Source organism: Luteimonas huabeiensis HB2, assembly GCF_000559025.1.
GTDB classification, from domain to species: domain Bacteria; phylum Pseudomonadota; class Gammaproteobacteria; order Xanthomonadales; family Xanthomonadaceae; genus Luteimonas; species Luteimonas huabeiensis.
This window is the reverse complement of record NZ_JAAN01000035.1, coordinates 186,976-200,496: the sequence shown is the minus strand read 5'-3', so window position 1 is coordinate 200,496 and position 13,521 is coordinate 186,976. Positions and strand designations below refer to the sequence as shown.

The 13,521-nt window shown below is 72.3% G+C and carries 15 protein-coding genes and 1 tRNA gene; 13 read left to right on the top strand and 3 right to left on the bottom strand.

The window, feature by feature from the left end; genetic code table 11:
* The first annotated feature begins 30 nt into the window (after positions 1-30).
* Both yegS and trpE read left to right on the top strand, forming a co-directional pair.
* Positions 31-990: a lipid kinase YegS gene (gene yegS, locus Z164_RS0115230; RefSeq protein WP_024891546.1), complete on the top strand. Its 960-nt coding sequence runs from the start codon at positions 31-33 to the stop codon at positions 988-990.
* Positions 991-1,091: 101 nt separating this feature from the next.
* The gene (gene trpE / locus Z164_RS0115225; protein ID WP_024891545.1) at positions 1,092-2,591 is read left to right on the top strand and encodes an anthranilate synthase component I; all 1,500 of its coding nucleotides are present in this window, start codon (positions 1,092-1,094) and stop codon (positions 2,589-2,591) included.
* A gap of 19 nt (positions 2,592-2,610) precedes the next feature.
* Here the strand turns inward: trpE and Z164_RS0115220 are convergent, their stop codons facing one another.
* A complete protein-coding gene (locus Z164_RS0115220) occupies positions 2,611-3,762 on the bottom strand; it encodes an FAD-dependent oxidoreductase (RefSeq protein WP_201769605.1) in 1,152 nt (383 codons plus the stop codon).
* A gap of 134 nt (positions 3,763-3,896) precedes the next feature.
* Between Z164_RS0115220 and Z164_RS0115215 the strand changes: the two genes are divergently transcribed.
* Genes Z164_RS0115215 through Z164_RS0115200 form a run of 4 tightly spaced genes read left to right on the top strand, consistent with a single transcriptional unit; the run spans position 3,897 to position 7,178 of the window.
* On the top strand, positions 3,897-4,475 hold the full coding sequence (locus Z164_RS0115215; RefSeq protein ID WP_024891543.1) for an anthranilate synthase component II: 579 nt from the start codon (positions 3,897-3,899) through the stop codon (positions 4,473-4,475).
* Between the two features lie 42 nt (positions 4,476-4,517).
* Complete coding sequence (gene trpD / locus Z164_RS0115210; protein ID WP_024891542.1) at positions 4,518-5,567, top strand: anthranilate phosphoribosyltransferase; 1,050 nt, start codon at positions 4,518-4,520, stop codon at positions 5,565-5,567.
* A 55-nt stretch (positions 5,568-5,622) separates the two neighbouring features.
* The gene (gene trpC, locus Z164_RS0115205) at positions 5,623-6,441 is read left to right on the top strand and encodes an indole-3-glycerol phosphate synthase TrpC (RefSeq protein WP_024891541.1); all 819 of its coding nucleotides are present in this window, start codon (positions 5,623-5,625) and stop codon (positions 6,439-6,441) included.
* Positions 6,438-7,178, top strand: coding sequence for a haloacid dehalogenase-like hydrolase (locus Z164_RS0115200; protein ID WP_024891540.1), 741 nt, complete (start codon positions 6,438-6,440; stop codon positions 7,176-7,178). The genes trpC and Z164_RS0115200 overlap by 4 nt, the downstream gene beginning before the upstream one ends.
* A 319-nt stretch (positions 7,179-7,497) precedes the next feature.
* Here Z164_RS0115200 and Z164_RS0115195 read toward each other — a convergent pair whose 3' ends face one another.
* On the bottom strand, positions 7,498-7,962 hold the full coding sequence (locus tag Z164_RS0115195) for a GNAT family N-acetyltransferase (RefSeq protein ID WP_024891539.1): 465 nt from the start codon (positions 7,960-7,962) through the stop codon (positions 7,498-7,500).
* Positions 7,963-7,967: 5 nt separating this feature from the next.
* Positions 7,968-8,600: a cAMP-activated global transcriptional regulator CRP gene (gene crp, locus Z164_RS0115190; protein WP_043690273.1), complete on the bottom strand. Its 633-nt coding sequence runs from the start codon at positions 8,598-8,600 to the stop codon at positions 7,968-7,970.
* Positions 8,601-8,787: 187 nt separating this feature from the next.
* Between crp and speD the strand changes: the two genes are divergently transcribed.
* The 7 genes from speD to maiA all read left to right on the top strand — a co-directional run bounded on the left by speD (position 8,788) and on the right by maiA (position 13,506).
* A complete protein-coding gene (gene speD, locus Z164_RS0115185; RefSeq protein ID WP_024891537.1) occupies positions 8,788-9,579 on the top strand; it encodes an adenosylmethionine decarboxylase in 792 nt (263 codons plus the stop codon).
* 184 nt (positions 9,580-9,763) lie between these two features.
* Positions 9,764-10,192: a 50S ribosomal protein L13 gene (gene rplM / locus Z164_RS0115180; protein ID WP_024891536.1), complete on the top strand. Its 429-nt coding sequence runs from the start codon at positions 9,764-9,766 to the stop codon at positions 10,190-10,192.
* Positions 10,193-10,246: 54 nt separating this feature from the next.
* Complete coding sequence (gene rpsI / locus Z164_RS0115175; RefSeq protein WP_024891535.1) at positions 10,247-10,639, top strand: 30S ribosomal protein S9; 393 nt, start codon at positions 10,247-10,249, stop codon at positions 10,637-10,639.
* Between the two features lie 69 nt (positions 10,640-10,708).
* A tRNA-Gln gene (locus Z164_RS0115170) sits at positions 10,709-10,783 on the top strand.
* A gap of 175 nt (positions 10,784-10,958) precedes the next feature.
* Positions 10,959-11,696: a 2OG-Fe dioxygenase family protein gene (locus tag Z164_RS0115165; protein ID WP_024891534.1), complete on the top strand. Its 738-nt coding sequence runs from the start codon at positions 10,959-10,961 to the stop codon at positions 11,694-11,696.
* Positions 11,697-11,762: 66 nt separating this feature from the next.
* On the top strand, positions 11,763-12,746 hold the full coding sequence (locus Z164_RS0115160; protein ID WP_024891533.1) for a fumarylacetoacetate hydrolase family protein: 984 nt from the start codon (positions 11,763-11,765) through the stop codon (positions 12,744-12,746).
* Positions 12,747-12,849: 103 nt separating this feature from the next.
* Positions 12,850-13,506, top strand: a complete 657-nt coding sequence (maiA, locus tag Z164_RS0115155) for a maleylacetoacetate isomerase (RefSeq protein WP_024891532.1) — start codon at positions 12,850-12,852, stop codon at positions 13,504-13,506.
* Positions 13,507-13,521 lie beyond the last annotated feature (15 nt).

Sequence of the window (13,521 nt, the reverse complement as noted above, 5' to 3'; positions counted from 1 at the left end):
GCGTCCGCTTCCCGCCTCCCGCGCATGTCCATGGACGCAAGCTCCTGGTTCCTGATCCTCAACGGCAAGGCCGCGGGCGACGAGGCCCTGCGCGAGGCCGTGGCCGCGCAGCGCGAGGCCGGCCGGCGGCTGGCGGTGCGGGTGACCTGGGAACGCGGCGACGCCGAGCGCTACGTGCGCGAGGCCGTCGCCGCCGGCGCCACCCACGTGGTCGCCGGCGGCGGCGACGGCACGCTGCGCGAAGTGGCCGGGGCGCTCGCCGGCACCGATCGCGACGCCGGCGCGCTGCCGGCGCTGGGCGTGTTGCCGCTGGGCACCGCCAACGATTTCGCCAGCGCGGCCGGCATCCCCGAGGCGCCCGCGGACGCGCTGGCGCTGATCGCCGGCGCCGCGCCGGTCGCGGTCGACCTGCTGCGGCTGCGCGCCGACGACGCCGTGCATTGGTGCGCCAACCTCGCCAGCGGCGGTTTCGGTACCCGGATCACCCTGGAGACCCGCGAAGGTCTGAAGAAGATGCTGGGCGGGCTGGCCTACTTCCTGACCGGCATCGCCCGGCTGGGGCGCATCGAGCCCACGCCGGCACGGCTGCGCGGCCCCGGCTTCGAGTGGGCCGGCGACTTCATCGCCCTGGGCGTGGGCAACGGCCGCCAGGCCGGCGGCGGGCAGGCGCTGTGCCCGGAGGCGCTGATCGACGACGGGCTGCTGGACGTGACCGTGGTGCCGGAGCTCTCCGGCGAGGTGGCCGCGACGATCGGCGCGGTGGTCAGCGAAGGCAAGGCCGCCGCCCTGGAACAGGTCGCCGCGCGCGCGCGGCTGCCGTGGATCGAGATCGAATCCCGGCAGCCGCTGCCGCTCAACCTCGACGGCGAGCCGGTCCAGGCGCGCCATTTCCGCATCGACTGCGTGCCCGGCCGGGTGCGGATGGCGCTGCCGGCGGATTCGCCGCTGCTGGCGCGCACGCGCGAGCCGCACGCGCAGCCGCTACAGTAGCGCCCCATGTTTCGACACCGCCCGCTCCCGATGCCCGCCGCCCGCGCGCGATGGTGACGCCGCCAGCCGCCGTCGCCCGTCCATCCATCGTGGAGCCATTCGTGATCACCCAGCAGCAGTTCGACCGCTTCGCCGCCGAAGGCCATACCCGCATCCCGGTGGTGCGCGAGGTGCTGTCCGACCTCGACACCCCGCTGTCGGTCTACCTCAAGCTCGCCGACGGCCCGCACACCTACCTGTTCGAATCGGTCGAGGGCGGCGAGCGCTTCGGCCGCTACTCGATCATCGGCCTGCCGGCCTCGCGCGTGTACGCCTTCCAAGGCCGCACGCTGACCGTCGGCGAGTACGGCGAGACGATCGAGACGCGCGAGGTCGAGGACCCGTTCGCCGAGGTCGAGCGCCTGCGCGCCGAGCACCGCGTGCCGCGCCTGCCGGGTCTGCCGGGCTTCGCCGGCGGCCTGGTCGGCTGGTTCGGCTTCGAGTGCATCGAGTACATCGAGCCGCGCCTGGCGCGCGCGGCGCGGGCGGACGTGCGCGACGAGCTGGGGACGCCCGACATCCTGCTGATGCGCAGCGAGGAGGTCGCGGTGTTCGACAACCTCAAGGGCCGGCTGTACCTGATCGTGCACGCGGACCCGCGCCAGCCGCAGGCCTGGGCGCGCGCCGGCCGCCGGCTGGACGCGCTGACCCACCGCCTGCGGCAGGGCGGCGCCGGCTACCCGGAGACGCTGCAGCCGGCGGCGCTGGACGAGGCCGACTTCGTCTCCGGCTTCACCCGCGAGGGCTTCATCGCCGCGGTGGAGAAGACCAAGGAATACATCGCCTCGGGCGACGCCTTCCAGGTCGTGCTCTCGCAGCGGATGTCGGTGCCGTTCAACGCGCGGCCGGTGGACGTCTACCGCGCCCTGCGCGCGCTGAACCCGTCGCCCTACATGTACTTCCTCGACGTCGGCGGCACCCAGGTGGTCGGCAGCTCGCCGGAGATCCTGGTGCGCCTGCAGGGAACCGGCGACGGCGGCAGCGAGGTCACCGTGCGCCCGATCGCCGGCACCCGCCCGCGCGGCGCCACGCCGGAGGAGGACCAGGCGCTGGAGGCGGAGCTGCTGGCCGATCCCAAGGAGCGCGCCGAGCACCTGATGCTGATCGACCTCGGCCGCAACGACGTCGGCCACGTCTCCGAGCCGGGCAGCGTGGAACTCGGCGAGCGCTTCGTCATCGAGCGCTACAGCCACGTCATGCACATCGTCAGCGAAGTGACCGGGCGCCTGAAGCCCGGCCTGAGCTACGCCGACGTGCTGCGCGCGACGTTCCCGGCCGGTACCGTCAGCGGCGCGCCCAAGGTGCGCGCGCTGGAGATCGTCCGCAGCCTCGAACCGGTCAAGCGCAACGTGTATTCCGGCGCGGTCGGCTACATCGGCTGGCACGGCGACGCCGACACCGCGATCGCGATCCGCACCGCGGTGATCCAGGACGGCCGCCTGTACGTGCAGGCCGGCGCCGGCATCGTCTACGACTCCGATCCCGAGAAGGAATGGGACGAGACCATGAACAAGGGCCGCGCGCTGTTCCGCGCGGTGGCGCAGGCGGCGCGGGGGCTGTAGCGGCGCTGCCGGCGCGGCTTCAGCCCTGGCCGCCGAACAGGCGACGGTGGCGCGCCAGGATGTCCGCGGTGGTGGCCGGATCGGGGGCCGTGGACCATGCGCCGCGCTCGTGGGTGCCGCCCAGTTGCAGGCCGTCGCGGCGCGGGAACAGATAGGTGCCGCCGGCGCCGATGACCGCGTAGTCGATCTCCGGCTGCGGCACGATCACCGCCAGCTGGCCGCGTACCGGCTGCAGGCTGGCGTCGCCGAACAGCGCCCGCGCGCCGAGCCCGGTGCAGTTGACCGCCAGCCGCTCCGGCAGCGCGCGCACGTCCTCCACGCCGCGCAGCGCCCGCACCTCGATGCGGCCGCCGGCCAGGCGGAAGGCGTCGGTCATCGCCGGCAGGTAGATCGTCGGCTCGATGATCATGGTCTGCACTTCGTGCAGGTAGCGGTCGCCGAGCGGGTGCGTGCCGGGCGCGTGGGTGCGCGCGCGGAACAGCTCCGGGGTCAGCGCCCATTCCCAGCCCGGCGACCACGCCGGGCGCCGCGAGACGAAGTACAGCGGCATCCAGCGCACGCCGTAGCGCTCGCCCGGCAGCAGTTGGAAGCGGCGGTGGGCGAAGCGCGCGGCATGCGCGAGCTGGGCGCCGAAGGCGTCGCTGCGGTGCTCGGCGTCGAGCAGCCCGCTGGGCCCGAACTGCGCGCCGGCGACGTTGGAGACGGTATCGGGCGGCAGCTCGCGGGCGTAGATCGTGACCTCGAAGCCATGGTCCTGCAGCAGCCGCGCCGTGGCCAGCCCGACCGCGCCGCAGCCGAGTACCGCAGCGCGGCGCTCGGGCTGCGCCAGCGCGTGGCGCAGGACGAGATCGGCGGTGCCCCAGGACAGCGTCACCCCGCAGCCGCCGTGGCCGTAGTGGTGGATCACCAGGGTGTCGCCGAAGCGCTCGGGCTCCACCCGGAAGCCGGCCGGACGGAACGGTCGCAGGCCGGCGACCTCGCGGATCAGCAGGCTCGGGTCCAGGTCCGGCAGCGGCAGCGCGAGACGGCCGGCGGCCGGGACGGGCCCGGCCGCGCGCGTGGCGCAGCCGCCCAGCGTCAGCAGCGCGCCGCCGGCCAGCGCGCCGGCGAGCAGGCGGCGGCGCGAGCGGTCGTGGGTATCGGGCATGTGGTGCGGGGCGTCGGCGCGCATGGGCGGAAGCGGGCGGTGCGCGATGGCGGGGCGCCCGAGGGTAGCCCATCGGCGCCGCGCCGGGCGTGCGGGCGGCTGATAAGCTGGCGCCCCCGCGCGTGCCCCACGCCGATCCATCGATCGCGGACCGACCCATGCTGTTGATGATCGACAACTACGACAGTTTCACCTGGAACCTCGTGCAGTACCTGCAGACGCTGGGCGCCGAGGTGCGGGTGGAGCGCAACGACGCCCTCGACGCGGACGCGATCGAGCGCCTGCGGCCGGACCGCATCGTGATCTCGCCCGGCCCGTGCACGCCGGACGAGGCGGGGGTGTCGCTGCAGGTGATCGAGCGCCTGGGGGCGAGCACGCCGATCCTCGGCGTGTGCCTGGGCCACCAGGCCATCGGCCAGGCCTACGGCGGCAAGGTGGTGCGCGCCGGCCGGATCATGCACGGCAAGACCTCGGCGATCCGGCACGAGGGGCGGGGCGTGTTCGCCGCGCTGCCCGACCGCTACGAGGCCACCCGCTACCACTCGCTGGTGGTCGAGCGCGAAAGCCTGCCCGACTGCCTGGAGATCACCGCCTGGACCGAGCACGACGACGGCGGGATCGAGGAAATCATGGGGCTGCGCCACCGCGAGTACCCGGTGGAGGGCGTGCAGTTCCACCCCGAGTCCATCCTGACCGAGCACGGGCACGCGCTGCTGAAGAACTTCCTCGACCGCTGACCGCCCCGTCCGCCTCCCGATCCCGAGCCCCCGATCCCCGACATGCCCATTACCCCGCAAGAAGCCCTGCAGCGCACCATCGAGCACCGCGAGATCTTCCACGACGAGATGGTCGATCTGATGCGCCAGATCATGCGCGGCGAGGTCTCGCCGACGATGAGCGCGGCGATCCTGACCGGGCTGCGGGTGAAGAAGGAGACGGTGGGCGAGATCGCCGGCGCGGCCGCGGTGATGCGGGAGCTGGCGCGGCCGGTGCCGCTGGACGACCGCCGCGGCCTGGTCGACATCGTCGGCACCGGCGGCGACGGCTCGCATACCTTCAACATCTCCACCTGCTCGATGTTCGTCGCCGCCGCCGCCGGCGCCCGGGTCGCCAAGCACGGCAACCGCAGCGTGTCCTCGAAGTCGGGCAGCGCCGACGTGCTGGAGGCGCTGGGCGCGGCGATCGAGCTGCAGCCCGAGCAGGTGGCCGAGTCCATCGCCCGCACCGGCATCGGCTTCATGTTCGCGCCGGTCCACCACCCGGCGATGAAGGCGGTGGCGCCGGTGCGCCGCGAGATGGGCGTGCGCACGATCTTCAACATCCTGGGCCCGCTGACCAACCCGGCCGGCGCGCCGGCGATCCTGATGGGCGTGTTCCACCCGGACCTGGTCGGCATCCAGACCCGCGTGCTGCAGGAGCTGGGCGCCGAGCGCGCGCTGGTGGTCTGGGGCCGCGACGGCATGGACGAGATCTCGCTGGGCGCCGGCACCCTGGTCGGCGAACTGCGCGACGGCCGCGTGCGCGAGTACGAGGTGCATCCGGAGGACTTCGGCATCGCGATGTCGGCCAGCCGCAACCTGCGCGTGGCCGATGCGGCGGCATCGAAGGCGATCGTCCATGAGGTGCTGGCCGACCGCCCGGGCCCGGCCCGCGAGGTCGTCGCCCTCAATGCCGGCGCGGCGCTGTACGTGGCCGGAGTGGCGGACTCGCTGCCCGAGGGCATCGAGCGCGCCCGCGCGGCGATCGCCGACGGCGGCGCGCGGCGCCGGCTGGAGGCCTTCGTGCAGACCACGCGCGAGCTGGCCGCGGCGTCCGCCGCCGGCCGCTGAGCGCGCGCCGGGCGGGGACGGTAAGGTACCGTCCCCGCCGCAGCCGTCTTCGCCCATGTCCGACATCCTGCAACGCATCCTCGAACGCAAGCGCGCCGAACTGGCCGAGCGCGCCACGACGACTCCGCTGGCCGAGCTGCGCGCCCGTGCCGCCGATGCGCCGCCGGCGCGCGGCTTCGTCCGCGCGCTGGAGGCGGCGGTGGCGCAGGGCCGGGCGGCGGTGATCGCCGAGGTCAAGAAGGCCAGCCCTTCGAAGGGGGTGATCCGCGCCGACTTCGACCCCGTCGCGATCGCGCGCAGCTACGAGGCCGCCGGCGCGGCCTGCCTGTCGGTGCTCACCGACCGCGACTTCTTCCAGGGCGCCGATGCCTACCTTGCCGCCGCCCGCGCCGCCTGCGCGCTGCCGGTGCTGCGCAAGGACTTCACCATCGATCCCTACCAGGTCCACGAGGCGCGCGCGCTCGGCGCCGACTGCATCCTGCTGATCGTCGCCGCGCTGGACGACGCCCGCCTCGCCGAACTGGCGGCGCTGGCGCAGGCGCTGGGCATGGACGTGCTGGTGGAAGTCCACGACGGCGACGAGCTGGCCCGCGCGCTGCGGCTGCCGGCCACGGCCGGGCGCATGCCGCTGCTGGGCGTCAACAACCGCAGCCTGCGCACCTTCGAGGTCTCGCTGGACACCACGCTGTCGCTGCGCGACCGGGTGCCGGCCGGGCGCCTGCTGGTGGCCGAGAGCGGGATCCACGCGCACGAGGACGTGACCCGCCTGCGCGCGGCCGGCGTGCACGCCTTCCTGGTGGGGGAGGCCTTCATGCGCGCCGAGGATCCGGGCGCCGCCCTGCGCGCGCTGTTCCACGCGGACGCCGGGCCGTGAGCGCGCCGGCGCCCCCCTTCCCGGGCGAGCGCGAGGGCGCGCCGACGGTGGTCTTCGATTTCGACCACACCCTCTACGACGGCGATTCCGGCAGCCACCTCTTCGCTTGGCTGATCCGGCGCCACGCCTGGCGCGTCGTGCTGGCGCTGCTGGCCGCGCCGGTGCTCGGGCCGATGATCGCCTGGCTGCCCACGCGCCGCCGCGGCATTTCCGGCTTCGTCTGGATCGGCACCGTGGGCCTGCGCGGTCCGCGCACGCTGGATGCGCTGATCGACCGCTACGTCGCCGCCGACGCCGAGGCGATCCGCGCGCGCCTGCTGCCCGTCGCGCTGGCGGTGCTGCACCGGCATCGCTCGGCCGGCGACCGCGTGGTGGTGGCCACCGGCGCGCCGCCGGAACTGGCGCGCGCGATCCTGGCCTTCGTGGCCCACGAGACGGTCCCGGTCATCGGCAGCCAGACCGGACCGCGCGCCGGCGCGGTGCTGGTGACCCGGCACTGCCACGCCGAGGAAAAGATGCGGATGCTGCGCGAGGCCGGCTACGAGGCGATCGACGTGGCCTACAGCGACAGCACCGCCGACCTGCCGCTGCTGGTCGCGGCGCGGACGCCGGTGGTGGTCAATCCCAAGCCCGCGGCGGTGGCGCGCTTCCGCCGCCTGCTGCCGGCCGGCACCCCGATCCTCAACTGGGGCTGCCGCGAGCGCGGCGGCGAGCCGCTCGCTTCCGACGAAGCCTGAGCGCTATCCACATCCGGTGTGGATGGCGGCGAGGCAAAGCTGTGGGTAAGGCTGCCAAGCCATTGAGCGGACGACGGTCGGCGCTTGTGTGGCGAAAAAATGACCGCACCGGGGAAAGGCGCTCGGCGGCGTCGTGCGGGCCCGATTCGCGCGCGGACCGGCGGTCCGGTCCTGGCTATCCACATGCCGTGTGGATGGGGCCGGTACAAAGCTGGGGATAACGTTTCCAAGCCATTGAACGGACAGCGGTCGGCGAATGTGTGGCGAAAAAATGACCGCGCCGGGCGCGGTCGGCGCCAACCGTCGCCGTGACGGGCGGTCAGGCGTCGCCGAGGCGCTTGATGAAGCGCAGGGTACCGTCGCTGTAGCCGCAGGCCTTGTAGAAGGCGTGGGCATCGGTGCGCTGCGAGCCGCTGGTGATCTCCAGCCGCGCCGCGCCGCCGAAGCGCGCCCGGCGCTCGGCCTCGCGCAGCAGCTGCCGGCCCAGGCCGCGGCCCTGGGCGTCGTTGCGCACCACCAGGGCGGTGATCCGGCACGTGGTGGTGCCCAGCGGCAGGTAGTACATGAAGTCCAGCGCCAGCAGGCCGCAGACCACGCCGCCGCAGCGCGCGACCACCAGGGCCTGGCGATCGTTGTCGATGATCGCGCGGATGCGCTGGGCGGCGTCGTGGACGTCGCAGGGGTAGCCCATTTCCGACAGCAGGGCGGCGACGTCGTCGGCGTCGACCAGGGAGGCGCTGCGCAGGTCGGCTTCCGGCAGCGCGGTCGCGTCGGCGCGGCCCATCGCGGTCAGCGGGTCCCGTACAGCACGATGGTCTTGCCGCGGGCGTGCAGCTTGCCGTCGGCCTGGAGCTTCTTCAGCACCCGCCCGGCCATCTCGCGCGAGCAACCGACCAGCCGCGCCAGTTCCTGCCGCGAGATCCGCAGCTGGGTGCCGTCGGGATGGCTCATGGCCTCCGGCTCCCGGGTCAGGTCGTGCAGCGTGCGGACGATGCGGTCGGTGACGTCCAGGAACGCCAGCCGGCCGGCCTTGCGGCTGGTGTCGATCAGGCGCCGGGACAGCTGCGCGCCGATCGCGTACAGGATGCGGGTGGCGTCGTGGGCCAGCGGGCCTTCCAGCAATTGCTGCAGGCGCTCGTAGCTGATCTCGGCCAGCTCGCACTGGATGCGGGTGCGCAGGATCACCTCGCGGCTGTCGGAGTCGATGAACAGTCCCATTTCGCCCACGAACTCGCCGGCGCCGAAGTAGCCCAGCACCAGTTCCCGCCCGTCGTCCTCCTCGGCGATGATGCTGACCGAGCCGCTGACCACGTAGTAGAGGGTGCCGGCGGGGTCGCCCGGCCTGAAGATGTCGGTGCGCGGCGGGTACCGGCGGCGGTGGCAGTGCGCCAGGAATCGTTCGATGGTCGCCGGCGTGGGCATGAGGGGGTGCACCGGTCGCTGGATCGGAGGAATGACGGCCACAGTGGTCGCGCTCATCGCCTGAACAGAGAGGGGAATGCCGCGAGAGTAGGCGGTTGCGGGCCAGTGGGCAAACCCGGGGGGGCGGACTCGGGGCGATTGCCTCATAATTCGCCCTTTCGCCGGTCCAGCAGTGAGGGTCGACCACGTGGTCAAGCCGTTGCCCCGCCTGAAGCTCCAGGGCTTCAACAACCTGACGAAGGCCCTGTCCTTCAACATCTACGACGTCTGCTACGCCGCGTCGGAGGACGAGCGACGCCGGTACATCGAGTACATCGACGAGGTGTACAACGCTGACCGGCTGACCCAGATCCTGACCGACGTGGCCGAGATCATCGGCGCCAACATCCTCAACATCGCCCGGCAGGACTACGACCCGCAGGGCGCCTCGGTGACCATCCTGATCTCCGAGGAGCCGGTGATCGACAGGAAGGACGCCAAGGGCGTGATCTCCGACGCCGTGGTGGCGCACATGGACAAGTCGCACATCACCGTGCACACCTACCCGGAAACCCACCCGGACAACGGCATCGCCACCTTCCGCGCCGACATCGACGTCGCCACCTGCGGGGTGATCTCGCCGCTGAAGGCGCTCAACTACCTGATCGAAAGCCTCGAGTCCGACATCGTCATCATGGACTACCGGGTGCGCGGCTTCACCCGCGACATCAAGGGCAAGAAGCACTACATCGACCACAAGATCAACTCGATCCAGGACTACCTGGCCAAGAACATCCGCTCGCGCTACGAGATGCTCGACGTCAACGTCTACCAGGAGAACATCTTCCACACCAAGATGCACCTGAAGGACTTCGACCTCGACCAGTACCTGTTCGAGGAGAAGGCGCGCAATCTCTCGTTCAAGGAGCGGATGAAGATCGAGGCGCGCCTGAAGCGCGAGATCGAGGAGCTCTACCACGGGCGCAACCTGGCCGACTGAGGGCGGCGCGCCTTCCGGGCCGGCCCCCGCGGGGGCCGGCCGGCCACTTGCGGCGGCGGGGCGGGCCCGCTATGATTCCGCTTCTTTGTTCCGCCCACATCGCGAGGCGACCTTCCGCGCCCGGCCCAGCCGCCGCCCGGAAGCAGCCCGACCAGCGACCGAGCCGAGTACCGGAAATCCCGTCATGAAGACTTTCAGCGCCAAGTCCGAGACCGTCCAGCGTGACTGGTACGTCGTCGATGCCACCGGCAAGACCCTCGGCCGCCTCAGCAGCGAGATCGCGCGCCGCCTGCGCGGCAAGCACAAGCCCGTCTACACCCCGCACGTCGACACCGGCGACTACATCATCGTGGTCAACGCCGAGAAGGTCGCGGTGACCGGCAAGAAGCTGACCGACAAGCACTACCACCGCTTCACCGGCTACATCGGCAACCTCAAGACCGAGTCGCTGGGCCAGGCGCTGGAGCGCCATCCCGAGCGCGTCATCGAGATCGCCGTCAAGGGCATGCTGCCGAAGAACCCGCTGGGCCGCGCGATGTACCGCAAGCTCAAGGTCTACAAGGGCGCCGAGCATCCGCACGCCGCCCAGCAGCCGCAGCCCCTGGATATTTAACGCGAGTCCTCGCAAGAGCCCGCGCATCCACGCGGACTTCCAAAGGTAGAACCCATGGCTATCTCCCAGAATTACGGCACCGGCCGTCGCAAGTCCTCCGTCGCCCGCGTGTTCCTGCGCAAGGGCTCGGGCAACATCACCGTCAACGACCGTCCGCTGGACGAGTTCTTCGGCCGCGAGACCGCGCGCATGATCGTGCGCCAGCCGCTGGAGCTGACCAGCAACACCGACAAGTTCGACATCGTGGTCACCGCCGTCGGCGGCGGCACCACCGGCCAGGCCGGTGCGATCCGCCTCGGGATCGCCCGCGCGCTGGTGGAATACGACGAGTCGCTCAAGCCCGAGCTGCGCAAGGCCGGCTTCATGACCCGCGATGCCCGCGAGGTCGAGCGCAAGAAGGTCGGCCTGCACAAGGCGCGTCGCGCGACCCAGTTCTCGAAGCGTTAACCGGCGTTCCCGCCGGTGCTGCCCCACGGGGTGCGGCGTCGGCGGATCGACGCTACAATCGGCATCCACAGCCCCGTCGCCAAGTGGTAAGGCACCTGACTCTGACTCAGGCATTCGGTGGTTCGAATCCATCCGGGGCTGCCAATTTCCGCGCCGCCGCGCCCGCCCCTCGGCGCGCACGAAAAACCCGCCGCCCGGCGGGTTTTTCTTTGGCCGGCTCCATGCCCGCATGGGCCGGCGGTTCGCGCGCGGGTGGCCGCTGGCGGCCCCGCAGCGCGACAATGGGCGCCGGCCGCCGCGGCCGCTGTCAGGATCGCGCATGAACGCAATGCTCCCCCCGCCCTCCACGCCGTTGGCCGACGTGGCCGCGGCCATGCGCGACCGCGGCTTCGCGGTGCTGACGTCCTCCGACGTCGCCCGTCTGGCCGGCGTTTGCGTGGACGACCTCGAGGCGATGCGCGAGAGCTGGGACCGGCTGCCGCCCGATACCTACCTGATGGACGGCGGCCGCTATCGCCGGCGCCGGCATGCCTGCTTCGTGGTCGAGGGCGGCGCGGTCGTGCAGGCCCCGCACCGGGCCCACTGGCAGCCGCGCGACTACAACGCCCTGCACGGCGGCATGCGCCGCTGGTTCGAGCCGGTGGAACCCGGCATCGTCGAGCGCCGCGCCTGGCAGGGGCTGGTGCGCGGTCTGGCGGGGCTGGCCGACGCCCTGCGCGGCGCACGGACGTGGTACGTGGAGGCGCACCAGTTCCGCATCGACACCAGCGACGGCATCGGCCGGCCCACGCCGGAGGGGGCGCACCGCGATGGCGTGGACCTGGTGGCGGTGGCGCTGGTGGCGCGGTCGGGCATCAAGGGCGGCGAGACCCGGGTGTTCGAGGCCGCCGGCCCCCACGGGCAGCGGTTCACCCTGTCCGCGCCGTGGTCGCTGCTGCTGCTCGACGACGCCCGGGTGATCCACGAATCCACGCCGATCCAGCCGCTGGCCGGCCACGGCCATCGCGATACGCTGGTCCTCACGCTGCGCGCGGGCGGGTTCCAGGGCGACGATTGAACGGCCGGTCCGCGCGGCCGGCAAATGGTTACAATTGAAATCGATTGTCCCGGAGAAGAGGCGTCCATGAAGCTCGGTTCCCTGAAGGAAGGCGGCCGCGACGGCACCCTGGTGGTGGTCTCGCGCGACCTGGCCCGCGCGGTGCGCGCGGATGCGATCGCGCCCACGCTGCAGCGCGCGCTCGAGACCTGGGCGGACGCCGCGCCGGCGTTGCAGGCGCTGGCCGAGCGGCTGGAGCGGGGCGAGGCCGACGGCGCCTTCGACCTCGACGTCGAGCAGCTCGCCTCGCCGCTGCCGCGCGCCTACGAGTTCGTCGACGGCAGCGCCTACCTGCCCCACGTGGAGCGCGTGCGGCGCGCCCGCGGCGCCGAGGTGCCGGAGAGCTTCTACACCGACCCGTTGATGTACCAGGCCACCAGCGCCGGCTTCCTGGCCCCGCGCGAGCCGGTCCGGGTGACCAGCGAGGACTACGGCATCGACTTGGAGGCGGAGATCGTCGTGGTCACCGACGACGTGCCGATGGCCGTGGATCCCGCGCGGGCCGCCGGCCACGTGAAGCTGGTGGGGCTGGTCAACGACGTCTCCCTGCGCAACCTGATCCCGGCCGAGCTCGCCAAGGGCTTCGGGTTCCTGCAGTCCAAGCCCCGCTCGGCGCTGTCGCCGGTGTTCGTCACGCCCGACGAACTGGGCGAGGCCTGGCGCGAGAACAAGCTCCACCTGCCGCTGGTCACCCACGTCAACGGCCAGTGGTTCGGCGCGCCGGATGCCGGCGTGGACATGCAGTTCGATTTCGCCCAGCTGATCGCGCACGCGGCGCGTACCCGCCCGCTGTCGGCGGGCACGCTGGTCGGCTCGGGCACGATCGCCAACCACGACACCTCGAAGGGCGCCTCCTGCTTCGCCGAGAAGCGGACCGTCGAAACGCTGGAGCACGGCGCGCCGCGCACGCCGTTCCTCGCCTTCGGCGACGTGGTGCGCATCGAGATGCTCGATGCGCAGGGGCGTTCGATCTTCGGCGCGATCGAGCAGCGCATCGAGCGGGCGGACTGACGAAAGCGCGTCCCGCACGGGACGGACGGCATGCGCGCGCGCGGGCGGCCGGGTTAACGTGCCCTTCGGTCCGGCAGCGCGCCGGCGGGGCAGGGGACGACACATGACCGAGCGCCTGGCGCTGTATTCCTACTGGCGATCGAGCGCGGCCTACCGCGTGCGCATCGGCCTCAACCTCAAGGGCCTGCCGTACGAGACCGTGCCCGTGCACCTGGTGCGCGACGGCGGCGAGCAGCTCCGGCCCGAGTACGCCGCGCAGAATCCGCAGAAGCTGGTGCCGGTGCTGGTGCACGGGCAACGCCGCATGCGGCAGTCGCTGGCGATCCTGGAGTACCTGGACGAGGTGTGGCCGCAGCCGCCGCTGCTGCCCTCGTCCGCCCGCGGCCGCCAGCGCGTGCGCGAACTCGCGCAACTGGTCGCCTGCGACATCCATCCCCTGAACAACCTGCGCGTCATGCGTTTCTTCGAGCACGAATGGCACGTGCCGCAGCCCGAGCGCGACGAGTGGATGAAGCACTGGATGACCGAGGGCCTGGGCGCCTTCGAGGCGCTGCTGCGCGATCACCCCTCGACCGGCGCCTTCTGCGACGGCGACCAGCCGGGCCTGGCCGACTGCTGCCTGGTGCCGCAGCTCTACAACGCCCGGCGCTTCGGCGTGTCGCTGGATGCCTTCCCGACCCTGGCCGCGGTCGAGCGGGCCTGCCTCGCGCTGCCGGCCTTCGACGCGGCGCGCCCCGAGCGGCAACCCGACGCGCCGTAGCGCCGAGACGGCGGC

What these genes read in the sequence shown, in the direction of transcription:
- Z164_RS0115215 (WP_024891543.1), top strand. Translation starts at nt 3,897, where the DNA reads ATGCTGTTGATGATCGACAACTACGACAGTTTCACCTGGAACCTCGTG.
- trpD (WP_024891542.1), top strand. Translation starts at nt 4,518, where the DNA reads ATGCCCATTACCCCGCAAGAAGCCCTGCAGCGCACCATCGAGCACCGC.
- trpC (WP_024891541.1), top strand. Translation starts at nt 5,623, where the DNA reads ATGTCCGACATCCTGCAACGCATCCTCGAACGCAAGCGCGCCGAACTG.
- Z164_RS0115195 (WP_024891539.1), bottom strand. Translation starts at nt 7,962, where the DNA reads ATGGGCCGCGCCGACGCGACCGCGCTGCCGGAAGCCGACCTGCGCAGC.
- crp (WP_043690273.1), bottom strand. Translation starts at nt 8,600, where the DNA reads ATGCCCACGCCGGCGACCATCGAACGATTCCTGGCGCACTGCCACCGC.
- maiA (WP_024891532.1), top strand. Translation starts at nt 12,850, where the DNA reads ATGACCGAGCGCCTGGCGCTGTATTCCTACTGGCGATCGAGCGCGGCC.
- rpsI (WP_024891535.1), top strand. Translation starts at nt 10,247, where the DNA reads ATGGCTATCTCCCAGAATTACGGCACCGGCCGTCGCAAGTCCTCCGTC.
- Z164_RS0115160 (WP_024891533.1), top strand. Translation starts at nt 11,763, where the DNA reads ATGAAGCTCGGTTCCCTGAAGGAAGGCGGCCGCGACGGCACCCTGGTG.
- yegS (WP_024891546.1), top strand. Translation starts at nt 31, where the DNA reads ATGGACGCAAGCTCCTGGTTCCTGATCCTCAACGGCAAGGCCGCGGGC.
- Z164_RS0115165 (WP_024891534.1), top strand. Translation starts at nt 10,959, where the DNA reads ATGAACGCAATGCTCCCCCCGCCCTCCACGCCGTTGGCCGACGTGGCC.
- rplM (WP_024891536.1), top strand. Translation starts at nt 9,764, where the DNA reads ATGAAGACTTTCAGCGCCAAGTCCGAGACCGTCCAGCGTGACTGGTAC.
- Z164_RS0115220 (WP_201769605.1), bottom strand. Translation starts at nt 3,762, where the DNA reads ATGCGCGCCGACGCCCCGCACCACATGCCCGATACCCACGACCGCTCG.